We start from the raw sequence: 18,087 nt of genomic DNA, 5'->3' as shown, positions 1-18,087 counted from the left end.
GCGACCCGCCGTGCGGGTCTAGACTTCGTCCCCATGACATCGCCTGACGGCCTGCTCGGCTCCGTGCACTCGCCCGCCGACCTGCGCCGGGTGCCGGCCGACCGGTTGCCCGAGCTGGCGAGCCAGATCCGCGAGTTCCTGGTCACCAAGGTCGCGAAGACCGGCGGACACCTGGGCCCGAACCTGGGGGTGGTGGAGCTGACGCTCGCGCTGCACCGGGTGTTCGACTCGCCCGACGACCGGATCCTGTTCGACACCGGCCACCAGGCGTACGTGCACAAGATGCTCACCGGCCGACAGCCCGGGTTCGACTCGCTGCGGCAGCGCGACGGGCTGTCCGGTTACCCGTGCCGGGCCGAGAGCGAGCACGACACGATCGAGAACTCGCACGCCTCCACCGCCCTGTCCTACGCCGACGGCCTGGCCAAGGCGTACGCGTTGAAGGGGGAGCGGCGGCACGTGGTCGCGGTGGTCGGTGACGGCGCGCTGACCGGCGGCATGTGCTGGGAGGCGTTGAACAACATCGCCGCCTCGGACCGCCCGCTGGTCATCGTCGTCAACGACAACGGTCGGTCGTACTCGCCGACCATCGGCGGGCTGGCGAGCCACCTCGCCTCGCTGCGCCTGAGCCCCGGGTACGAGCGGGTGCTGGAGCGGGTGAAGGACTCGCTGAGCCGCACCCCGCTGGTCGGCCCGCCGGCCTACGAGGTGCTGCACGCGGTCAAGAAGGGGCTCAAGGACGCGCTGGCGCCGCAGCCGATGTTCGAGGACCTGGGCCTCAAGTACGTCGGTCCGGTGGACGGGCACGACATCCTCGCGCTGGAGAGCGCGCTGGTGAAGGCGAAGCGGTTCGGCGGGCCGGTCATCGTGCACGCGATGACCCAGAAGGGCCGCGGGTACCAGCCGGCCGAGACCGACGCCGCCGACCGCCTGCACGGGCCCGGCGCGTTCGACCCGGAGACCGGCCGGCCGCTCGCGAAGCCGAGCGCGAAGTGGACCAGCGCGTTCGCCGCCGAGCTGGTCAAGGTCGCCGGGGAACGCAGCGACATCGTCGGCATCACCGCCGCGATGGCCGGACCGACCGGCATCGAGAAGCTGCGCGAGGTGTACCCGGACCGGGTGTTCGACGTCGGCATCGCCGAGCAGCACGCGGTGACCTCCGCCGCCGGGCTCGCGCTGGGCGGCATGCACCCGGTCGTCGCGCTGTACTCGACGTTCCTCAACCGGGCGTTCGACCAGCTCCTGCTGGACGTCGCGCTGCACGAGCTGCCGGTGACGTTCGTGCTGGACCGGGCCGGCATCACCGGCCCCGACGGCCCCAGCCACTACGGCATCTGGGACACCTCGATCCTCGGCGTCGTGCCCGGCCTGCGGCTCGCCGCGCCGCGTGACGGGGCCCGGGTCGCGGAGGAGTTCCGGGAGGCGGTCGCCGTCGACGACGGCCCGACCGTGGTGCGTTTCCCGACCGGCTCGCTGCCGGCCGAGCTGCCGGCGGTCGAACGGCTCGGCGACGGCATCGGCGCGATCGACGTGCTGCGCCGCGACGCCCGCGCCGACGTGTTGCTGGTCGCCGTCGGCTCGTTCGCGCACCTGGCGATGGACGTGGCCGAGCGGCTCGCCGGACAGGGCTACGGGGTGACCGTGGTCGACCCGCGCTGGGTCCGGCCGGTGTCGCCGCGCATCGTCGACCTCGCCACCGAACACCGGCTGGTCGTCACCGTCGAGGACGGGGTACGCGCCGGCGGTTTCGGCACGGCCGTCGTGCAGGCGCTGTCCGACGCCGAGGTGCCGGTGCCGGTGCGCGACATCGCCGTACCGGTCGGTTTCCACCCGCAGGGCACCCGCGCCGAGATCCTGGCCGCGCTCGGCCTGACCGCGCAGGACGTGGCGCGCCAGGTCACCGGCTGGATCGCCGGCGTCGACTCCGACCACGCCGGTACCGTCGGTGCCGCCGCCGGCCAGTTGCGCCGTCCCGCCCGCTGACCCGCCGGCACTGGCCGGCCCGCCACCGGGGCCGGACGCGACCCACCGCGCCATCGGGGACCGACCTGACCCCCGTGTCGTCCTGGACACCGGCATCGGCTCCGACGCCGACGCAGCCGTGGCCGCGCTGCTCGATCGCCTCGTCGCCGCCGGTGGAGCCCACGGCGGCTGCCAGAGATCAGGGCTTGGGTGGGCGGCTGCCGACGCCCCATCCGGACGGCTTCGGGCCGAGCCGGAACCGCAGCTCGCCGCCGCGGATCAGCTCCGCGTGCGGCAGCCACGGCCCCGGCACCGGCTTGCCACCCAACTGCACGGACTGCACGTACCGGTGGGTGTCCGAGGCGCCCGGCGCGGTGATGGTGAGCGTCTTGCCGCCCGCCAACCGCAGCGCGGCGTGCTCGAACAGTGGGCTGGTCAGGTAGTACCAGTCCTGGCCGGGGTTGGGGTAGAGGCCGAGCGCGGTCCACACGTACCAGGCGGACATCGCGCCGGCGTCGTCGTTGCCGGGCAGCCCGTCCGGGCCGGCGTGGTAGCCGGTCGCGAGCAGCTTGCGGGTCAGGTCGGCGGTCCGGTCCGGCCGGCCGGCGTGCAGGTAGAGGTAGGGCGCGAGCAGGTCCGGCTCGTTCGACGCGTCGTACCGGTCGCGGCTGAACAGCCGGTCGAGGAAGGCGACGAACTTCTTGTCGCCGCCGAACCGGTCGATCAGGCCGGGCACGTCGTGCGGCACCATGGTGGTGTACTGGAAGGCGCTGCCCTCGTAGAAGTAGGGCGTGGTCGCGTCGTTCGGGTCGAACGGCGACAGGAAGCGGCCGTCGGAGTAGCGCGGGCGGATCACGCCGCTGCTGGCGTCCCACAGGTTCGCCCAGTTCTTCGCGCGTTCGTGGTACCTCGCCGCGACCGCGTCGTCGCCGACGTGCTCGGCCACCCGGCCGATGCAGAAGTCCTCGTACGCGTACTCCAGGGTGCGCGAGGCGACCCGGCTGCCGTGCGGGTCGTCGGGGCGCTGCGCGTCGATCGCGAGATAACCCAGCTGCAGGTAGTCGTCCAGCTCCCGGCCCTCGATCTGCGGCTTCGGCGAGTTCTCTTCACCGTCCTTGCGGATCGCCCGGTAGCCGGTCTCGACGTCGATGCCGGGCAGTTTCTTCAGCACCGCGTCGGCGATCACCACGTCGCCGGAGGTACCACCCTGGATGTAGGAGTTGACCCCGGCGATCCGCGCGTCCGGCAACCAGCCGGTGTACTGGTAGGTCTCGATCAGCGAGTTGACCATCTGGGCCTGCCGCTTCGGCTGGATCAGCGTCAGCAGCGGATGCACCGCCCGGTGGGTGTCCCAGAGCGTGTAGAAGTCCTCGTAGTGCGGCGTCTTGCCCTGCCACCAGACGTTCTCGCCGGTCACGTCGTGTGGCATCAGCTGGCAGTGGTAGAGCGCGGTGGCGAACACGGTGCGCTGCTCGGCGGTGCCGCCGGAGACCACCGCCCGACTCATCGCGTCCCGCCAGGCGGCCTTCGCATCGGTGCGCACCGCGTCGAACGAGCGCAGGCCGAGTTCCTTGTCCAAGGTGGACCGGGCCTGCGCGACGGAGACGAACGAGACGGCGAGGCGCAGCTGCACGGAGTGGCGCAGCGAGGGGCGAACGGTCAGGATCGCGCCGACCCGCTGCTTGGCCTTCCCGGTGACCTCCCGGAACCCGTGGTCGACGGCCCCGTCGACGAACGTGGCCACGTCGGTGAAGTGCTGGTCCAGCCGGGCCGCGAAGTGCAGCGTGTACTGCCCGCCGCGGTCGCCCCAGCCGCCGGTCACGGTGACCGAACCCTCGACCCCGTTGTTGCCCACCACCGCGAGCCGGGTGCGCTTCGGCTGCTGCGCGCCGCCGGTCATGATCACCGAACTGGCGTCGATGACCAGGTGGCCGCCCTTGTCGTCCGGGAACGTGTACCGGTGGATGGCACACCGGCGGGTCGCGGTCAGCTCGGCGAGCACCTTCGGGCGGGTCAGCAGCACCTTGTAGTAGCCCGGTTCGGCGTGCTCGCCGGAACGGCCCGAGCCGAGCCCGTCCAGCCGCACCCGGCCGGTGATCGGCGTGACCCGGAAGTTGCCGTACCGGCTGTCGCCGCCGGTGCCGGACACGTGCGTCTGGGAGAACCCGACGATCGGGTCGGTCGGGGTGTACCCGGCGCTGGACGGGTTGTCGGTGTCCGGGCTCGCGGCGACGAACCCGAACGGCAGGTGCGCCCCGGGATAGGTGTTGCCCGGCGTCGCGGTGCCGATCAACGGGTCGACGTCGTCGACCATCGACGGCGGCGGGTCGCCGCTGTTGCCGGTCGGATGGTCGTGGTCGCAACCGGTGAGCAGCCCGACCGAGGCGAGCCCGGCGGCGCCACCGGCGAGCAGGGTGCGCCGGCGCAGCGGCGCCGCGCCGGCCGCCGGTGGCTGGGCGGGCTGCTGGTCGTCCGGGTGCGTCATGTCCTGCCGCCCCGTCAGCGCTCGATCGGGCGCGCGACCCGGATCTTCTTGATGCCGGACCGGAACGCGTCCAGCGTGTCCTGGTTGACGGTGAACCGCCAGTCCTTGGTGCCGGTGGCCTCGTGGTCGTACTCGAACCAGACGAAGCCGACGATGTCGGTGCGGCTCTTCAACCAGTTGAACAGGCTGGTGGTCCAGGCCGACTGGTTCTTGCCGGGGCCGGCACCGGTCTCGGTGATCAGGATCCGCTTGTGGGTGAAGGTGCGGAACTGCTTGATGGTGTCCTGGAAGGTCTGCGTCGCGGTGGTCTGCTCGTCGGCGGCGTAGCCGACCATGCCGACCCAGTCGACGTACTTGTCGCCCGGGTACAGCGGTTCGAGCGCCACGCTGGGCACCGGGCGGGTGATGTTCGGGCTCCACACCCAGATCACGTTGGTCGCGCCGACCTTGTCGAAGATGTCGTGCACGTGCCGCCAGGCCGGCACGTACTCGCCGCGGTGGTTGCCGGACTTGCTCTCCGACCACGGGTACCAGTCGCCGTTCATCTCGTGCCCGAAGCGCAGCACGATCGGCCACTGCTGGTCGCGCACCGCGGTGGCGAACCGGGTGATGTAGCCGTCGTACTTGCCGTCGACGATCCGGGACAGCGCGTACGCGGGCTGGCTGGTGCCGTTCTGCAGGCCGGCCCACGGCTCCCAGGTGATCGCCGGGACGGCGCCCTGCCGGTACGCCTGGACGACCGCCTGGGGGCGGAAGTCCTCGGTCCAGTTGACGAAGTACTCCAGCAGGTCGGGACGCACGCCCGCCTTCCCGGAGATGTCGTCGATCTCGCTGTCCGACCACGGCGCCTGCGGGGTGGAGAGCCCGAAGTAGATGCCGTGCGGGTTCATCACCTGCTGCTTGGTGGGGATCTTCGCGGCGAGCTTCGCGCTCTCGGTCGGGTCCGGTGTCTGCATCGAGCGGGCTTCGGCCTGGGTGCTGCGAAAGCCGTTGCCGACGGTGAAGTAGAGCACGCCGCCGGAGAACAGCAACAGCAGGACGGCGTTGACGCCCATCCAGATCCGGTAGCTGCGGTGGGAGATGAGTCGATGCCTAGACACTGCTCACCACCGTAGCGGCCAGCAGCAAACCGCCCAGCAGATAGGGAATCAGCGCCTGCGGGTTGCGCCCGCGCTTGCCGGCGAAGCCGCCGGACCGGGTGCCCCAGGATGCGTTGTGCGCCAGCCGGAAGAACCCGACGACCCGCACCGGCATCAGGATGAACGTGTTGATCACCATGAAGACCGGCAGGTAGGCCATGTCGTTCGGCCGGTACGCGAAGTGCCGGCCGAACCGGATACCCAGCCCCATGATCGTCATCATGGCGCTGAACACCAGCAGCGAGAACAGTGCCAGCAGGCCGGACTCCGGCAGCGGCAGCCGCCCGTACAGCTCGGACCTGTTGCCGGCGAGCAGTGACACGATCCACGACACGTACGAGCCGATGAGGATGAAGGGCACCACGATGTCGGCGACGTAGAACAGGGCCAGCACCGGCGCGTTGCGCAGCATCCAGCCGAGCATCCGCAGCGTGTTGTACTGCGAGCCGCGGGCCCACCGGAACTGCTGCTTGACCAGCTTCGTCAGTTTCGTCGGGGCATCGGTGTAGACCAGCGAGGTGGACTGCACGACGGTCTTGTAGCCGTCCATCAGCGTGTAGTTGGTCAGCGTGCGGTCGTCGGAGACCTCGATGAACACACCGAGGAACGGCTCGGTGCGGAACCGCTCCATGTTGTCGCGCAGGATCTTGGTGCGGAACGCGATGGTGCGGCCGGGCAGGCACCCGACGGTGCCGAGCACGCTCATCGCCGGCATCGAGTACTCGTTGCGGATGTTCTCCAGCCAGTCGGCCCAGCGGGTGAGCATGCCGCGCTCGGGGTTGAGGATGCGCTGCCTGGTGCTGACCCCGCCGACCTCCGGGTCGCGGAACGGTTTCACCAACTCACGCAGCGTGTCTCGGGTCCACATGGTGTCCGAGTCGACGAGCACCACGATCTCCCCCGGGCCATGCTGACCCCGATATCGACCGCGTTGCGCTTTCCGGGGTTTTGGTCCATGTCCACACTACTCCGACGCGTTCGCACACCTTTTCCAGCGTCTCGTTGCGAGGACCGTTGATGACCACGATGACTTCGGTCGGGCGCTGCACCACGATGCGTTCCAGCACCGACACGAACAGCTCTTCCTCCTCGTCCACCACCGGGATGACCACCGAGGTGGTGGTGTGCCAGTCGGCCTGCCACGGCCGGTACTGCCGGGCCAGGATCGCCTTGGTCAGCCACAACAGCCAGATGACCGCCATGAACACGGCGAACGGGTAGATGTGGCCGGAGTGCAGCCACTCCGAGATCTGCAGCAGGAACGCGAGCACGATGCCTCCGGCGTCAGGACGGCTTGCGTGTCAGCAGGGCCAGCGTCAGGCCGGCCGGGTGCCACGTCTTGCTCGTCTGGAACGCGGTACGCAGCGCCTCCTCCTTGCTGCCGCCGAGATTGCGCAACGGGTCCGACACCGAGCCGAGCCGCACCACCCAGACCCGGGTCACCTTGTCCGGCAGGCACTTCGTCGCGTCCTTGCACTCGATCGCGAGCACCTTGCCGTGGGTGCGCTGCGGTTGGGTGACCATCAGGTCCTTCGGTCGAGAGCCGGGACTCAGGTAGTGCGCGACGGTGTCGCGGCCCACCCAGCCACCGCCCGGATCGTCGGTGCCGTAGACGATGCCGTCGCCGAGCTGCTCGTTGTTCGCGATGATGGTGGCCAGCTTGCGGGTGTCCTGCTCGTGCCCGGCCTCGCCGCGGATGGTGATCTGCGCCGGCAGGGACACCAGGCCGACCGCCGCCACCACGAGCAGTCCTCGTACCAGTGGGATGCGGTCCAGGGTGGTGGCCGCAAGCAGCACCCACGCCGGCACCGTGAACAGCACGTACCGCGGCAGCCACACGGAGGTGAAGTGCCCGGCCAGGAACAGCGTCACCGTCGGCAGCACCGCCCAGGCGCTGTACACCAGGGCGGGATGCCGGTAGGACACCGACAGCGCGGCGAGCACCAGCAGCGCGCCGCCGATGGCGGTCGCTCCGAACAGGTTGTACGGCAGGGTGGACAGGCCGGTGATCGTCGACGGCCCGATCCAGCTGACCTGGCCGCGCTGACCGGCCGACAGCGCGAGCACCACGATGGCCGGCACCGCGCCGACCACCGCCGCGGCGAACCAGCCGCCGAAGGCGCGCCGGCGCAGCGACAGCACCAGCACCCCGTGCGCGACCAGCAGCAGCATCGAGATCACGTTGAGCGCACCGAGCACCGCGACGACCAGCACGTACGGCAGGAAGCGGGAGAACCGGGGCCGGTCCAGCGCGCGGGCCAGCAACAGCGTCGACAACGCGGCGAACAGCACCACCAGCGCGTAGACCCGCGCCTCCTGCCCGTAGCGGGAAACCGATGGCACCACCGCGAACAGCATGCCGGCGAGCAGACCGCCGCGCGGACCGCCGAACCGGGAGCCGAGCGCCGCCACCAGTGCTGCGGTGAGTGTCATCGCGATCACGGATGGCAGTCTCAGGGCCAGATCCGAGCTGCCGAGCAGATGCGTCCAACCCCACATCAGCACGTAGTAGGCGCCGTTGACCATGTCGGTGGAGCGCAGCAGCGGCCACAACTCGTGGGCCGACACGGTGGTCATGCCCCAGGTCGCGAGCTCGTCGGCCCACAGCCCCGGCCGGTCCACCCGGAAGATCGTGATCACCGCGGTGAGCAGCGCCGAACCCAGCCAGGCCAGCTGGGTCAGCGCCCGGTTCGTGCCGCGGAACCCGTCCGCGACCACCGCGGTACCGACGACCGCTCCCGGCGACACCGGTGCCGCGCTGTCGTTCGACGGGGTGCCCCGGTCGTGGCGCGGGTCGGCGTCGGTGGTGCGAACGATGTCCATCGTGTCGTCCGGTTCGACCGGCCGCGGCTCCGCCGCCGGCACCCGGGCGGTGGCGATCCGCGGGACGCTGGCTCGGCCCGGGTGCGGGACCACCTCCTGCAGTCGCTCGCCGTCGTCGCGCGATAGCTTGGGGTAGCTGCGATGCGGCTCGTCGTCCTGGTGCGGCTCAGCGGCCGGAACGCCGTCGGCGAGCTCGCCACGCTGCGGCGGAGCGATCCGCCGCGGCTCCGTCCTCGCCGCGCCGGTGACGCTGGCCCGACCCGCGGGGCGGGCGTCGGCGCGATCGTCGGGCAGCCAGCCGGCGAACGACTCGGCCTCGGCATCCGCCTCGTCGGCATCGCCCCGGCGCCGGACGCGCCGGACCTGCGTGCGGTCGGTGGGGCCGCCGCCGTCGTGGCTGGGCGGCATTGCTGCATCGTCGAGTTCAGTCACGGTTCATCGCAAGCAGGGGCACCTGACGGGTCACGCGGGCGGTCGGGGGCAGCCGATACGGGGGTTGCGGGTGGAGTGCCCCAAGATACCGCCCTTGGGCAACACCCCGGAGGCGGCCGTTGCGGGCCGGGAGACGGCTCACCTCGGGGTGCCGGCGGCACCGCACGCCGGTACCCCGGTGATGAACCGGAGCTATACCATCCGTCGCAGAGCACGGCGGCGTGGAAGAGAGAGAGTCAGATGCAGACAATCGGCCCGTACGCGTTGCGGGACCTGCTCGGCGCCGGCCCGGCCGGGCGGGTCTGGCGCGGAGTCGACCAGCAGGGCAACCAGGTCACCATGGCCGTGCTCGAAGGCCAGGCGGCGGTCGACCCGCAGAGCCGTTGGCAGTTCAGCGCCACGGTCGAACAGGTGCGCCAGTCGGCGCCGGTGGGCGGCCCGGTGGCGGCCGACCTCGTGGGCCAGCAGCCGTGGGTGGCGTTCCCCGACGACGGCGGCGCCAGCGCCGCGAACGTGTTCGCCGCGATGGGCGCGCCGTGCCAGCCGGTCTCCGCACCCGCCGCCCAGCACCAGCCCGGCCAGCCGGTCTCTGGTCAGCCGATGCCGGGTCGGCCGGTTTCTGCTCAGCCGGTCTCTGGTCAGCCGGTGTCGGGTCAGTCCGTGCCGGGTCAGCCGATGTCGGGGCCGCCCGGGCCGACGCCACCGGTACCGGGACAGCCGACGCCGGTCTCCGGGATGCCCGCCTCCGGCGCGCCGATAGGCTCCGGGTTACCGCCCTCGACCGGTGCGGACGAGGAGCCGGCGACCGCGATGATCCGGCCGGACGCCAACGGTTCCGTGCCGCCGCAGGGCGCCCAGCAGCCGCCCGGTCCGGCCGATCAGCTCGGCACCGGGGCCGGCCAGTTCGGTGCCGACGAGCCGGCCGGGTTCGGCACGGCGAGCGCGCCGAACCCGTTCGAACCGGTCGACCCGTTCAACGCCGGCGGCCAGCAGGCCGCCCCGGCGCCCGACCCGTTCGCCCCGCAGGGCCAGCAGCAGTCCGGGTTCGCCGGCCAGCAGCCGGAGCCGTTCGCGGCCCAGCAGCCGGAGCCGTTCGCGCAGCAGGCCACGCCGTTCGCGGCCCAGCAGCAACCGCAGCAGCAGGACCAGTTCGGTGCGCAACCGCCGCAGCAGTACCCGCCGCTGTCCGCCGAGCCGGAGGAGAAGCCGCGCCGCACCGGGTTGCTCGTCGGGTTGGTGATCCTGATCGTCGTGGTGCTCGGCGGCGGCATCGGCGCCGCCGTCTACTTCACCCGCGGCAGCGGTACCCCGCAGACCAAGCAGTCGGCGAGCGCCAAGCCGACCGGCGGCAAGAGCACGGCGCCGCAGGGCCAGCCGACCCCGCGGACGCAGAAGTCGGCGCCGAGCACGCCCCAGCACCCGGGCAAGGAACCGCCGAAGGACGCGTCCTGGCCGTCCTCGTTCGCCAAGTTCGGCTCCGGCGACAAGACCAAGCCGATGTCCGGGCTGGCCGGGTTGGGGTTCGACTTCGTCGCGCCGGCCGACTGGACCTGCACCAAGAAGGACCAGTCGACCAGCTACGTCAACTACCACTGCGTCGGTTCGAAGAGCAAGGCCAGCGGTGACGTGATCGTGCGTACCTGCGGTGAACCGTGCGACGCGGCCAAGAAGATCCACATGCGCGAGCAGGAGGAGGCGTTCGGCCTGCGCTGGGAGCGGGACGGCGGCAACTCCTCGTGGGCCCAGGCGGAGAACTTCACCCCGCCCGAGACCAGCCACCGCGTCGGCTACGGCCTGGTCCTCGTGCGGTACTGGCACAGCAAGCCGGGCGGCCCGATGGACCGCCAGGTGGTACTGCGGTTCACCGCGCCGGCCGCCGCGAAGGGGGACGTGCAGAAGGTCGCGAACAGTGTTCGCGACGCCACCCAGTGAGTACCGCCACCCGGCCGTCGCGCTGACCCGGCGTCCCGGCCCCGGCGCCGCTGCCGGGCCGGGGCGTACCGCTCCGATTGCGCCGTTCGCCTGGCTTGCTCCGTGCCGGGACGACCGGGGATGATGCACCAGGCCGGCCCGACACGACAGGGCCGGTCACCCGACGTGGTCGAGGGGAGGCGCTGCCGGTGCGGGTCCTGGTGATCGAGGACGAGCGGGCGCTGGCCGACGCCGTCGCCCGCGGGCTGCGCCGCGAAGGCATGGCGGTGGACACCGCCTACGACGGCACCAACGGCCACGAGATGGCGCTCACCACCCGCTACGACGTGGTGGTGCTGGACCGCGACCTGCCCGGCGTGCACGGCGACGAGATCTGCATCGATCTGGTGCGGGCCGGGCTGCTCACCCGGGTGCTGATGCTCACCGCCTCCGGCAGCGTCGCGGAGCGGGTGGAGGGTCTCGACCTCGGCGCCGACGACTACCTGGCGAAGCCGTTCGCGTTCGACGAGCTGGTCGCCCGGGTCCGGGCACTGGGCCGGCGGGCGACGCCGGCGGCGCCCCGGTGCTGCGGGTCGCCGACGTCGAACTCGATCCGGCGAAGCGCGGTGCGCGGCGCGACGGCCGGATGCTGGACCTGACCCGCAAGGAGTTCGGCGTGCTGGAGGAACTGATCAAGGCGCGCGGCGGCGTGGTGTCCAGCGAGGAACTGCTGGAGCGGGTCTGGGACGCCAACGCCGACCCGTTCACCACCACGGTCCGGGTCACCGTGATGACGCTGCGTCGCAAGCTGGGCGATCCGCCGCTGATCGAGACAGTGGTGGGTGCCGGCTACCGCATCACCGCCGCATGACCGGCGCCCCCGGTACCGATCGCCCCGCCAACGGCGAGACCGTCGCGCCGCCTCCCGGACTGCGCGGCCGGCTGTACCGGCGGGTCCGGGCCAACTCGCCCCGCCCGACGCTGCGGCTGCGCCTCACCCTGCTCAACGGTGTGCTGCTGGTCGGCGCCGGTGCGCTGCTGCTCGGGCTGTCGCTGCTACTGGTCCGCCAGGCGCTGGTACCGGCCCAGCAGTTGCAGCCCGGATCCCAGGTGACGCTGGCCGACGGCCAGGTCGTCGACGCGAAGCGTTATCAGGCCCGGCTCGCGCACGACACCGAGCTGGAGGTGGTGTTCAAGGGACTGGCCGCGCTGGTGGTGATCAGCTCGGCGGGGGTGATCGGCGGCTACATCGTCACCGGGCGGGCGCTGCGACCGCTGACCCGGGTCACCCAGGCCGCGCGGCGGCTGTCCACCGAGACGATGGACCAGCGGATCCGCTACGCCGGCCCGGACGACGAGATCCGCGAGCTGGCGAACACGTTCGACGCGATGCTGGACCGGATCACCGACGCGTTCGCCTCCCAGCGCCGGTTCGTCGCCAACGCCAGCCACGAGCTGCGGACGCCGCTCGCGGTGATGCGTACCGAGGTCGACGTGGTGCTGGCCGATCCGGCATCGGACGCCGAGGAACTGCGCCGGATGGGCCGGGTGGTGCGGGAGGCTTCCGAGCGGGCCAACTCGCTGGTCGAGTCGCTGCTGCTGCTGGCGCGCACGGAGGCGCAGGCCGGCCGCCGGCTGGTGCGCAAGGTGCCGGCGGACCTCGCCGCCGGGGTCGCGGTGGCGCTCTCGGCGGTACGGCCGGACGTGGCGCGGATGGAGCTGTCGCTGTCGGTCGCCACCCCACCGGCACCGGTGGTCGGTGACCCGAGCCTGCTGGAGCGGCTGGCCGGCAACCTGATCGAGAACGCGGTGCGCTACAACCACTCCGGCGGCACGCTGTGGGTACGCACCTCGACCGACGCCGAGCACGCCTACCTGGTGGTGGGCAACTCGGGTGGCGAACTGGATCCGGGCGAGGTGCCGGCACTGTTCGAGCCGTTTCGCCGGGGCGGCCGGGAACGCACCGGCACCCGCGGGTCCGGCCTGGGGCTGTCGATCGTGCGGGCGGTCATCGACGCGCACGGCGGCTCGGTGAGCGCCCGCGCGCTGTCCGGCGGTGGCCTGGAGGTCACCTGCACGATGCCCGCCGCGGGAGTCACCCCGGTGGCCCGCGGCGCCGTCGCGGCGGTCCCGCCGCCGGCCACCACCGACCTGCCCTGAACGAACGGTCCCGCGGGACTCCGAAACGCACCTAGCCCTTGCGGCTGACCCGTTTGAGGTCGAAGACCTGCTGGTCGGCGCCCGCGGTGGCCGGGATCGCCGCGTCCAGGTATGCGGTGGTCGGGCGCAGCGCCAGCAGCACGATCACCAGCACCGCGACGCCGACCACGCCCATCCCGGTGCCGTACTGCAGGGGCGGGTAGTAGGCGGGCAGCAGGTTGTGCCAGTTGTCGCCGGAGCCGCCGGCGATGCCGAGCAGCTGGCCGCAGGCGGCCACCACCCAACCGAGCACCAGCCAGGTCTTGGCGTTGCGTCGCGGCCGCAGCAGCAGCCACAGCGAGGCCGCCGCGACCAGCAGGGTGACCGCGCCGAACACGGCGGTGATGATCGCCGCGTCCCGCAGATCGAGCCGGGGATTGTGGGAGTTCGGGCCGACCACGATCGTGCCGATCGCGGACCGGGCGACCGGGTAGCTGGCCAGGACCGCGAGCCCGGCCGCCCCCGCGAGGACGGCGGCGACCAGGATAACGAGGACCGTACCGGGTCGACGGACGTCGGCCTGCGCGAAGCGTGACGCGGAGTTGGGCATCCGGCCACGATAGCGAAACCCCGCAGCCGGGTGTGGTCGGCCGTCGCAGCGCCGGCAGCGCGAGTGGGATCCGTGGTGTAGCAACGGATCCCACCAGATCATTCGGTGTGCACGGCGAGTGCGGCGGCGAACCACTGCCAGGCCGGTACCCGGGTCGGCGCCGACGGCCAGCCGTTGATGACCGCGAGCAGCTGCCAGTACCGCTCGGCGCGGGCGTCCGCACCGCCGCCGATCGAGGTGCGGATCCACTCCCGGTACTCCGGGGTGTCGGTCCGGTCGTCGTGCGCGGCGAACACGCCGACCAGCTCGGTCACCACCGGCGCCGCCGCGGCCGACGCCGGGTCGACACCGGCGTCGAGTGCGGCGCCCGCCAGCTCGGCGACCCGCTCGGCGACCTCCGCCGAGGACCGGGCGTCCCGCCGGCCCGCGACCAGCTGCTCGTCGGCCGCGTGCTGCTCGGCCATCTGCCGGATCCGGGCCCGGAAGTCGTTGTCGGACAGCAGGTCCGCCAGCTCGATCCAGGCGTCGAGCTGTTCCGGCGTCGGATCGTCCGGCAGCTCCGGTCGGGCCTGCCGCATCATCCGTTCGAACTGCGGGTTCACCCGCAGCCCGGCGAACACGTGGTCCAGGAACTCCTCCTGGATCCGGTGCCGCTCCGCGGCCGACGCGCGGGCGATGTCGTTCATTCGTTCCACCTCCGTGAGATCGGGTTCCCGGGCCGCGAGCGCGCGCAGCACCGAGCGGTGCAGCCGGAGGATCCGGATCTGCCGCTCGAGCGCGTCCGCGTGCGCCGCGGCGACGTCGGCGAGCGCGGCCTGCCGGTCCAGTACCCGGCGGATCGGCGCGAGGCCCAGCCCCAGCTCGCGCAGGGTCCGGATCAGCGCCAACCGGGCCGCCGCGGCCTCGTCGTACCGGCGGTACCCGGCGCTGCTGCGCCCGGCGACCGGCAGCAGGCCGAGGTCGGAGTAGTACCGGATGGTCTTGACCGGCAGCCCGGTGCGCCGGGACAGCGTCCCGATGGACAGCGTCGGCGCGCCGGCCCGCGACCGCTCGTGCTCGCTCACGAGATCGACCGTGCCCTCTCCCGTCGGTGGAGACTCAAGTGTGACCCGTTCGTCGCGGTGAATCCGCTGGTGGGGACGGGGTGCATCGGGTAGACAGTGGCGCAGGCCCGGCGCGGTTGCGCCCGGCCCCGACGAGAGGAGGTGTGGTGAGCGTGTCGAGTCTTCGAACCGCGCTTCCCGGCATCGAGGCAGGAAGCGCAGCCAAGCAAGGAGCTTGTGGATGCACCCCGTAGTACGTCACATCACCGTCGACGCGGCGGACCCGTACCAGCTGGCCAGGTTCTGGTCCCAGCTGCTGGGCCGGCCGATGAGCGTCGAGGACCTCCCCGGGGACCCGGAGGCGCTGGTCGAGGCGCCGGACGGCGGCCCGGCGATCCTGTTCGTCACGGTGCCGGAGAGCAAGACCATCAAGAACCGCGTGCACCTGGACCTGCAGCCCGGCGGTGGCCGCACCCGGGACCAGGAGGTGGACCGGGCGCTCGCGCTCGGCGCCACCCTGTTCGCCGACCACCGCAGGGAGGACGGCCGCGGTTTCGTGGTGCTGGCCGATCCGGAGGGCAACGAGTTCTGCGTGGAGCGTTCCGCGGCCGAGGTGGCCGCGACGCCCCGGGACTGAGCCACCGGCCCGTCGGTCGGGGCGCCGGCGATCAGTCGTCGGCGCGCCGGCCGGCGGGGTCCGGCGTCGCGGCGGTCGGCGGCTGCATCGGGGCCGCCCGCCGCTCGCCGCTCGGCGCGTCCGGCCCGGCGGCGTCGGCGGCGAGCGCCAGCAACAGCATCGCGTCGTGGTCCGGCGTGCCGGGCTCCGCCTGGTACGCGACGAGTCGCTGGCCGTCCGCGCGGGCGGGGGAGAGCACCTCGTAGTCGAGGCCGAAGCGGCCGACGTCGGGATGCTCGTACTCCTTGCGGCCGGTGGCCTTGACCCGCACGTCGTAGCGGCGCCACATGGTGGCGAACTCGTCCGACTTGACCACCAGCTCGCCGACCAGCGCGGTCAGGTCCGGCGCGTCCGGGTCGGTGCCGGCGACGGTGCGCAGGTGCGCGACGCTCTCCGCGGCGACCCGCTCCCACTGCGGGAACAGCGACCGCGCCGCCGGGTGCAGGAACAGGTACCGGACCGTGTTGCGCCGCTCGGCGGGCCACTCGTCCAGCCCGGCGAACAGGCGCAGCCCCGGCGGGTTCGCGGCGAGCACGTCGCTGGTGCGGCTCAGCACGTACGCGGGGGCGGGCAGCAGGCTGGTCAGCATCCGCCGCAGCACCGGCCGGACGGTACGCACCGGGGTCGGCCGCGGCGCCGACGAGTGCCGGGCGGCCCGGTCGGCGAGCGCGCGCAGGTGCGCCTGCGCGTCCGGGTCCAGCCGCAGCGCGCGCGCCAGCGCGTCCAGTACCGCGGCGCTGGGCCGGATCTCCTTGCCTTGCTCCAGCCGGATGTAGTAGTCGACGCTGACGCCGGCCACCGCGGCCAGTTCCTCCCGCCGGAGTCCGGGTGTGCGGCGCAGGCCGGGGCCGGGTGCGAGCCCGACGTCGGCCGGGGTCACCCGGGCCCGGCGGGCCCGCAGGAACTCGCCCAGCCCGACGCGGTCGGGCTCGCTACGACGGTTGTCTGCTGCCATGCCGACCAGTCTGGCAGTACCGCCGCGCCGGTGGGTGACCCTGCCACACCCAGGAACGCCGTTGCCCGCTACGGCCCGCCCTGCCACCCGGCCGGGTACCGGCGCAGAGTGGGACCAGGCCGCGGCACTCGCCGCGACAGCGAGGAAGGAAGCTCCGACGTGACTGCACAACCGACCCGTCAGCTCGGTACCGACGGCCCGCGGATCCCGGTGGTCGGGCTCGGCTGCATGGGGATGAGCGAGTTCTACGGGCAGGGCGACGACGCGGCGTCCGAGCAGGTGCTGCACGAGGCGCTGGACGCCGGCGTGCGGTTGCTGGACACCGCGGACATGTACGGCAACGGGCACAACGAGCGCCTGATCGGCCGGGTTCTCACCGAACGCCGCGAGGACGCGGTGCTCGCCACCAAGTTCGCGATCGTCCGGGAGGGGGACTCCCGCCGCATCGACTCGACCCCGGCGTACCTGCGGCGCGCCGTGGACGCCTCGTTGCAGCGGCTCGGCGTGGACCGGATCGACCTGTACTACATGCACCGGTGGGACGGGGTGACGCCGATCGAGGACACCGTCGGTGCGATGGCCGAGCTGGTCGCCGCGGGCAAGATCGGTCAGCTGGGCCTGTCCGAGATCAGCGCCGGCATGCTGCGCCGGGCGAACGCGGTGCATCCGATCGCGGCGGCCCAGATGGAGCTGTCGCTGTGGAGCCAGGACATCCGGCACAACGGGCTGCTGGACGCCGCCCGCGAGCTGGGTACCACGGTGGTGGCGTACTCGCCGCTCGGCCGCGGGTTCCTGACCGGCGCCATCGCCGGGCTGGACACCCTGGCACCGGACGACTTCCGGCGCAGCAACCCGCGGTTCGCCGACGGTGCACTGGATGCGAACCTGCCGCTGCTCGCCGAGGTACGCCGGGTCGCGCAGGCGCACGACGCCACCTCGGCGCAGGTGGCCCTGGCCTGGGTGCTGGCCCAGGGCGACAACGTCGTCGCGATCCCCGGTACGAAGCGGTCGAAGTACCTGCACGACAACATCGCCGCCGCGCAGCTGCGACTGACCGACGCCGAGCTGTCCGCGTTGACCGGAGCGTTCGACGGGAAGGCGACCGGCGACCGCTACCTGGCGTCGGGCATGCCGCACCAGGGCTGAGCCGGCGGCACCTTCCGGTGTGGCCGGATCTGGCCGCCGGGCGTCCGGCGGCCGCGAGCCGGTCAGCCGGCGGGCGTGGCCCGGGCGGCAGCGGTGAACTGGGCCGTCGTGGGGGCGGGCACCGGCAGCGGGTGCGCGCCGTCGGCCCGGAGCCCGTCGAAGATCAGGTGCAGGTAGCGCCGCCACAGGTCGGGCACGGTGTCTCCGAGCGGCGTGGCGGCCTGCGCGGCGGCGGTGAAGAGCAGCACGACGTCGTGCCCGGTGATGTCGGGCCGGACAGCGCCGCTGTCCCGGGCGCGGCCGGTCAGCTCCTCGGCGGTTCGGGCGAGCCGCTCGCTCGCCGCGCGTACCCGCGGGTCGGCGCGCGGGATCGCCCCGGCGGCCTGGCAGAACGACCGGTCCCGCGTGTGCAGCTCGATGCCGGCGGTCATGAACCGCAGCAGCGCCTCGACCGGGTCGGCCGCGTCGCGCAGCCGCTCGCCGGCCGCGACGAGGCCGGCGACCCGGTCCTCGAAGATCTCCGCAACCAGGTCCTCCTTGCTGGGGAAGTGGTTGAACACGGTGCCCTTGGCGACCCCGGCGCGGGCCGCGATGCGGGCGATCGAGGCGTCCAGGCCGTGCGCGGCGAGCTCCGCCGAGGCGGCGTCGAGCAGGGCTCGTCGGTTGCGGGAGGCGTCGGCGCGGGGCATGGGGCCACCCTAACCCAACTTGACCGTACGGTCATTTTCTGTGCTACCGTCGCCAGGTCAAAATGACCACCCGGTCA

14 protein-coding genes and 1 pseudogene are annotated in these 18,087 nt (G+C 72.5%); 6 read left to right on the top strand and 9 right to left on the bottom strand.

Translation table 11 applies throughout. From position 1 onward, the window contains the following. Nucleotides 1-33 precede the first annotated feature (33 nt). On the top strand, nt 34-1,983 hold the full coding sequence (gene dxs, locus Athai_RS17145) for a 1-deoxy-D-xylulose-5-phosphate synthase (RefSeq protein WP_203962412.1): 1,950 nt from the start codon (nt 34-36) through the stop codon (nt 1,981-1,983). Between the two features lie 178 nt (nt 1,984-2,161). Here dxs and Athai_RS17140 read toward each other — a convergent pair whose 3' ends face one another. The 5 genes from Athai_RS17140 to Athai_RS17120 are packed head-to-tail and all read right to left on the bottom strand — an operon-like array spanning nt 2,162 to nt 8,817. Continuing rightward, the gene (locus tag Athai_RS17140; protein ID WP_203962411.1) at nt 2,162-4,447 is read right to left on the bottom strand and encodes a GH92 family glycosyl hydrolase; all 2,286 of its coding nucleotides are present in this window, start codon (nt 4,445-4,447) and stop codon (nt 2,162-2,164) included. Between the two features lie 14 nt (nt 4,448-4,461). Beyond that, a complete protein-coding gene (locus tag Athai_RS17135; protein ID WP_203962410.1) occupies nt 4,462-5,547 on the bottom strand; it encodes a glycoside hydrolase family 26 protein in 1,086 nt (361 codons plus the stop codon). Further along, nucleotides 5,540-6,475 carry a glycosyltransferase gene (locus tag Athai_RS17130; RefSeq protein WP_203962409.1) on the bottom strand — a complete coding sequence of 312 codons (936 nt, stop codon included), beginning with the start codon at nt 6,473-6,475 and terminating at the stop codon, nt 5,540-5,542. The genes Athai_RS17135 and Athai_RS17130 overlap by 8 nt, the downstream gene beginning before the upstream one ends. After that, complete coding sequence (locus Athai_RS17125; protein WP_203962408.1) at nt 6,429-6,857, bottom strand: glycosyltransferase family protein; 429 nt, start codon at nt 6,855-6,857, stop codon at nt 6,429-6,431. Before Athai_RS17125 ends, Athai_RS17130 begins: the two co-directional genes overlap by 47 nt. A gap of 13 nt (nt 6,858-6,870) precedes the next feature. After that, nucleotides 6,871-8,817 (bottom strand): glycosyltransferase family 39 protein, encoded by a 1,947-nt coding sequence (locus Athai_RS17120; RefSeq protein ID WP_203962407.1) that lies wholly within the window; start codon nt 8,815-8,817, stop codon nt 6,871-6,873. 264 nt (nt 8,818-9,081) lie between these two features. Here Athai_RS17120 and Athai_RS17115 point away from each other — a divergent pair, with 264 nt between their 5' ends. The 3 genes and pseudogenes from Athai_RS17115 to Athai_RS17105 all read left to right on the top strand — a co-directional run bounded on the left by Athai_RS17115 (nt 9,082) and on the right by Athai_RS17105 (nt 12,912). After that, on the top strand, nt 9,082-10,773 hold the full coding sequence (locus Athai_RS17115) for a hypothetical protein (RefSeq protein WP_203962406.1): 1,692 nt from the start codon (nt 9,082-9,084) through the stop codon (nt 10,771-10,773). Nucleotides 10,774-10,961: 188 nt separating this feature from the next. Next, nucleotides 10,962-11,623, top strand: a pseudogene (locus Athai_RS17110) (response regulator transcription factor). Then, entirely contained in the window at nt 11,620-12,912 is a 1,293-nt protein-coding gene (locus tag Athai_RS17105; RefSeq protein WP_203962405.1) for a sensor histidine kinase, read from the top strand. Before Athai_RS17110 ends, Athai_RS17105 begins: the two are co-directional and overlap by 4 nt. Nucleotides 12,913-12,943: 31 nt before the next feature. Here Athai_RS17105 and Athai_RS17100 read toward each other — a convergent pair whose 3' ends face one another. Both Athai_RS17100 and Athai_RS17095 read right to left on the bottom strand, forming a co-directional pair. Beyond that, on the bottom strand, nt 12,944-13,501 hold the full coding sequence (locus tag Athai_RS17100) for a hypothetical protein (RefSeq protein ID WP_203962404.1): 558 nt from the start codon (nt 13,499-13,501) through the stop codon (nt 12,944-12,946). 98 nt (nt 13,502-13,599) lie between these two features. Continuing rightward, the gene (locus tag Athai_RS17095; protein WP_239157000.1) at nt 13,600-14,565 is read right to left on the bottom strand and encodes a MerR family transcriptional regulator; all 966 of its coding nucleotides are present in this window, start codon (nt 14,563-14,565) and stop codon (nt 13,600-13,602) included. A gap of 220 nt (nt 14,566-14,785) precedes the next feature. Between Athai_RS17095 and Athai_RS17090 the strand changes: the two genes are divergently transcribed. Continuing rightward, on the top strand, nt 14,786-15,181 hold the full coding sequence (locus Athai_RS17090) for a VOC family protein (protein WP_203962403.1): 396 nt from the start codon (nt 14,786-14,788) through the stop codon (nt 15,179-15,181). Between the two features lie 31 nt (nt 15,182-15,212). On the opposite strand, the gene Athai_RS17085 is transcribed toward Athai_RS17090, so the two are convergent. Continuing rightward, nucleotides 15,213-16,175 carry a helix-turn-helix domain-containing protein gene (locus tag Athai_RS17085; protein ID WP_203962402.1) on the bottom strand — a complete coding sequence of 321 codons (963 nt, stop codon included), beginning with the start codon at nt 16,173-16,175 and terminating at the stop codon, nt 15,213-15,215. 159 nt (nt 16,176-16,334) lie between these two features. Here Athai_RS17085 and Athai_RS17080 point away from each other — a divergent pair, with 159 nt between their 5' ends. Continuing rightward, a complete protein-coding gene (locus Athai_RS17080; protein WP_239156999.1) occupies nt 16,335-17,321 on the top strand; it encodes an aldo/keto reductase in 987 nt (328 codons plus the stop codon). Between the two features lie 62 nt (nt 17,322-17,383). On the opposite strand, the gene Athai_RS17075 is transcribed toward Athai_RS17080, so the two are convergent. Further along, the gene (locus Athai_RS17075; RefSeq protein WP_203962401.1) at nt 17,384-18,010 is read right to left on the bottom strand and encodes a TetR/AcrR family transcriptional regulator; all 627 of its coding nucleotides are present in this window, start codon (nt 18,008-18,010) and stop codon (nt 17,384-17,386) included. Between the last annotated feature and the right edge of the window lie 77 nt (nt 18,011-18,087).

This window comes from Actinocatenispora thailandica (genome assembly GCF_016865425.1).
In the GTDB taxonomy this organism is placed as follows: domain Bacteria; phylum Actinomycetota; class Actinomycetes; order Mycobacteriales; family Micromonosporaceae; genus Actinocatenispora; species Actinocatenispora thailandica.
Note: the sequence above shows the minus strand (reverse complement) of the source record. Positions and strands in the feature narration are given on the sequence as shown.

Coding starts and splice junctions, on each gene's coding strand:
- dxs (WP_203962412.1), top strand. CDS start 34: ATGACATCGCCTGACGGCCTGCTCGGCTCCGTGCACTCGCCCGCCGAC.
- Athai_RS17140 (WP_203962411.1), bottom strand. CDS start 4,447: ATGACGCACCCGGACGACCAGCAGCCCGCCCAGCCACCGGCGGCCGGC.
- Athai_RS17120 (WP_203962407.1), bottom strand. CDS start 8,817: ATGCCGCCCAGCCACGACGGCGGCGGCCCCACCGACCGCACGCAGGTC.
- Athai_RS17115 (WP_203962406.1), top strand. CDS start 9,082: ATGCAGACAATCGGCCCGTACGCGTTGCGGGACCTGCTCGGCGCCGGC.
- Athai_RS17105 (WP_203962405.1), top strand. CDS start 11,620: ATGACCGGCGCCCCCGGTACCGATCGCCCCGCCAACGGCGAGACCGTC.
- Athai_RS17100 (WP_203962404.1), bottom strand. CDS start 13,501: ATGCCCAACTCCGCGTCACGCTTCGCGCAGGCCGACGTCCGTCGACCC.
- Athai_RS17090 (WP_203962403.1), top strand. CDS start 14,786: ATGCACCCCGTAGTACGTCACATCACCGTCGACGCGGCGGACCCGTAC.
- Athai_RS17085 (WP_203962402.1), bottom strand. CDS start 16,175: ATGGCAGCAGACAACCGTCGTAGCGAGCCCGACCGCGTCGGGCTGGGC.
- Athai_RS17075 (WP_203962401.1), bottom strand. CDS start 18,010: ATGCCCCGCGCCGACGCCTCCCGCAACCGACGAGCCCTGCTCGACGCC.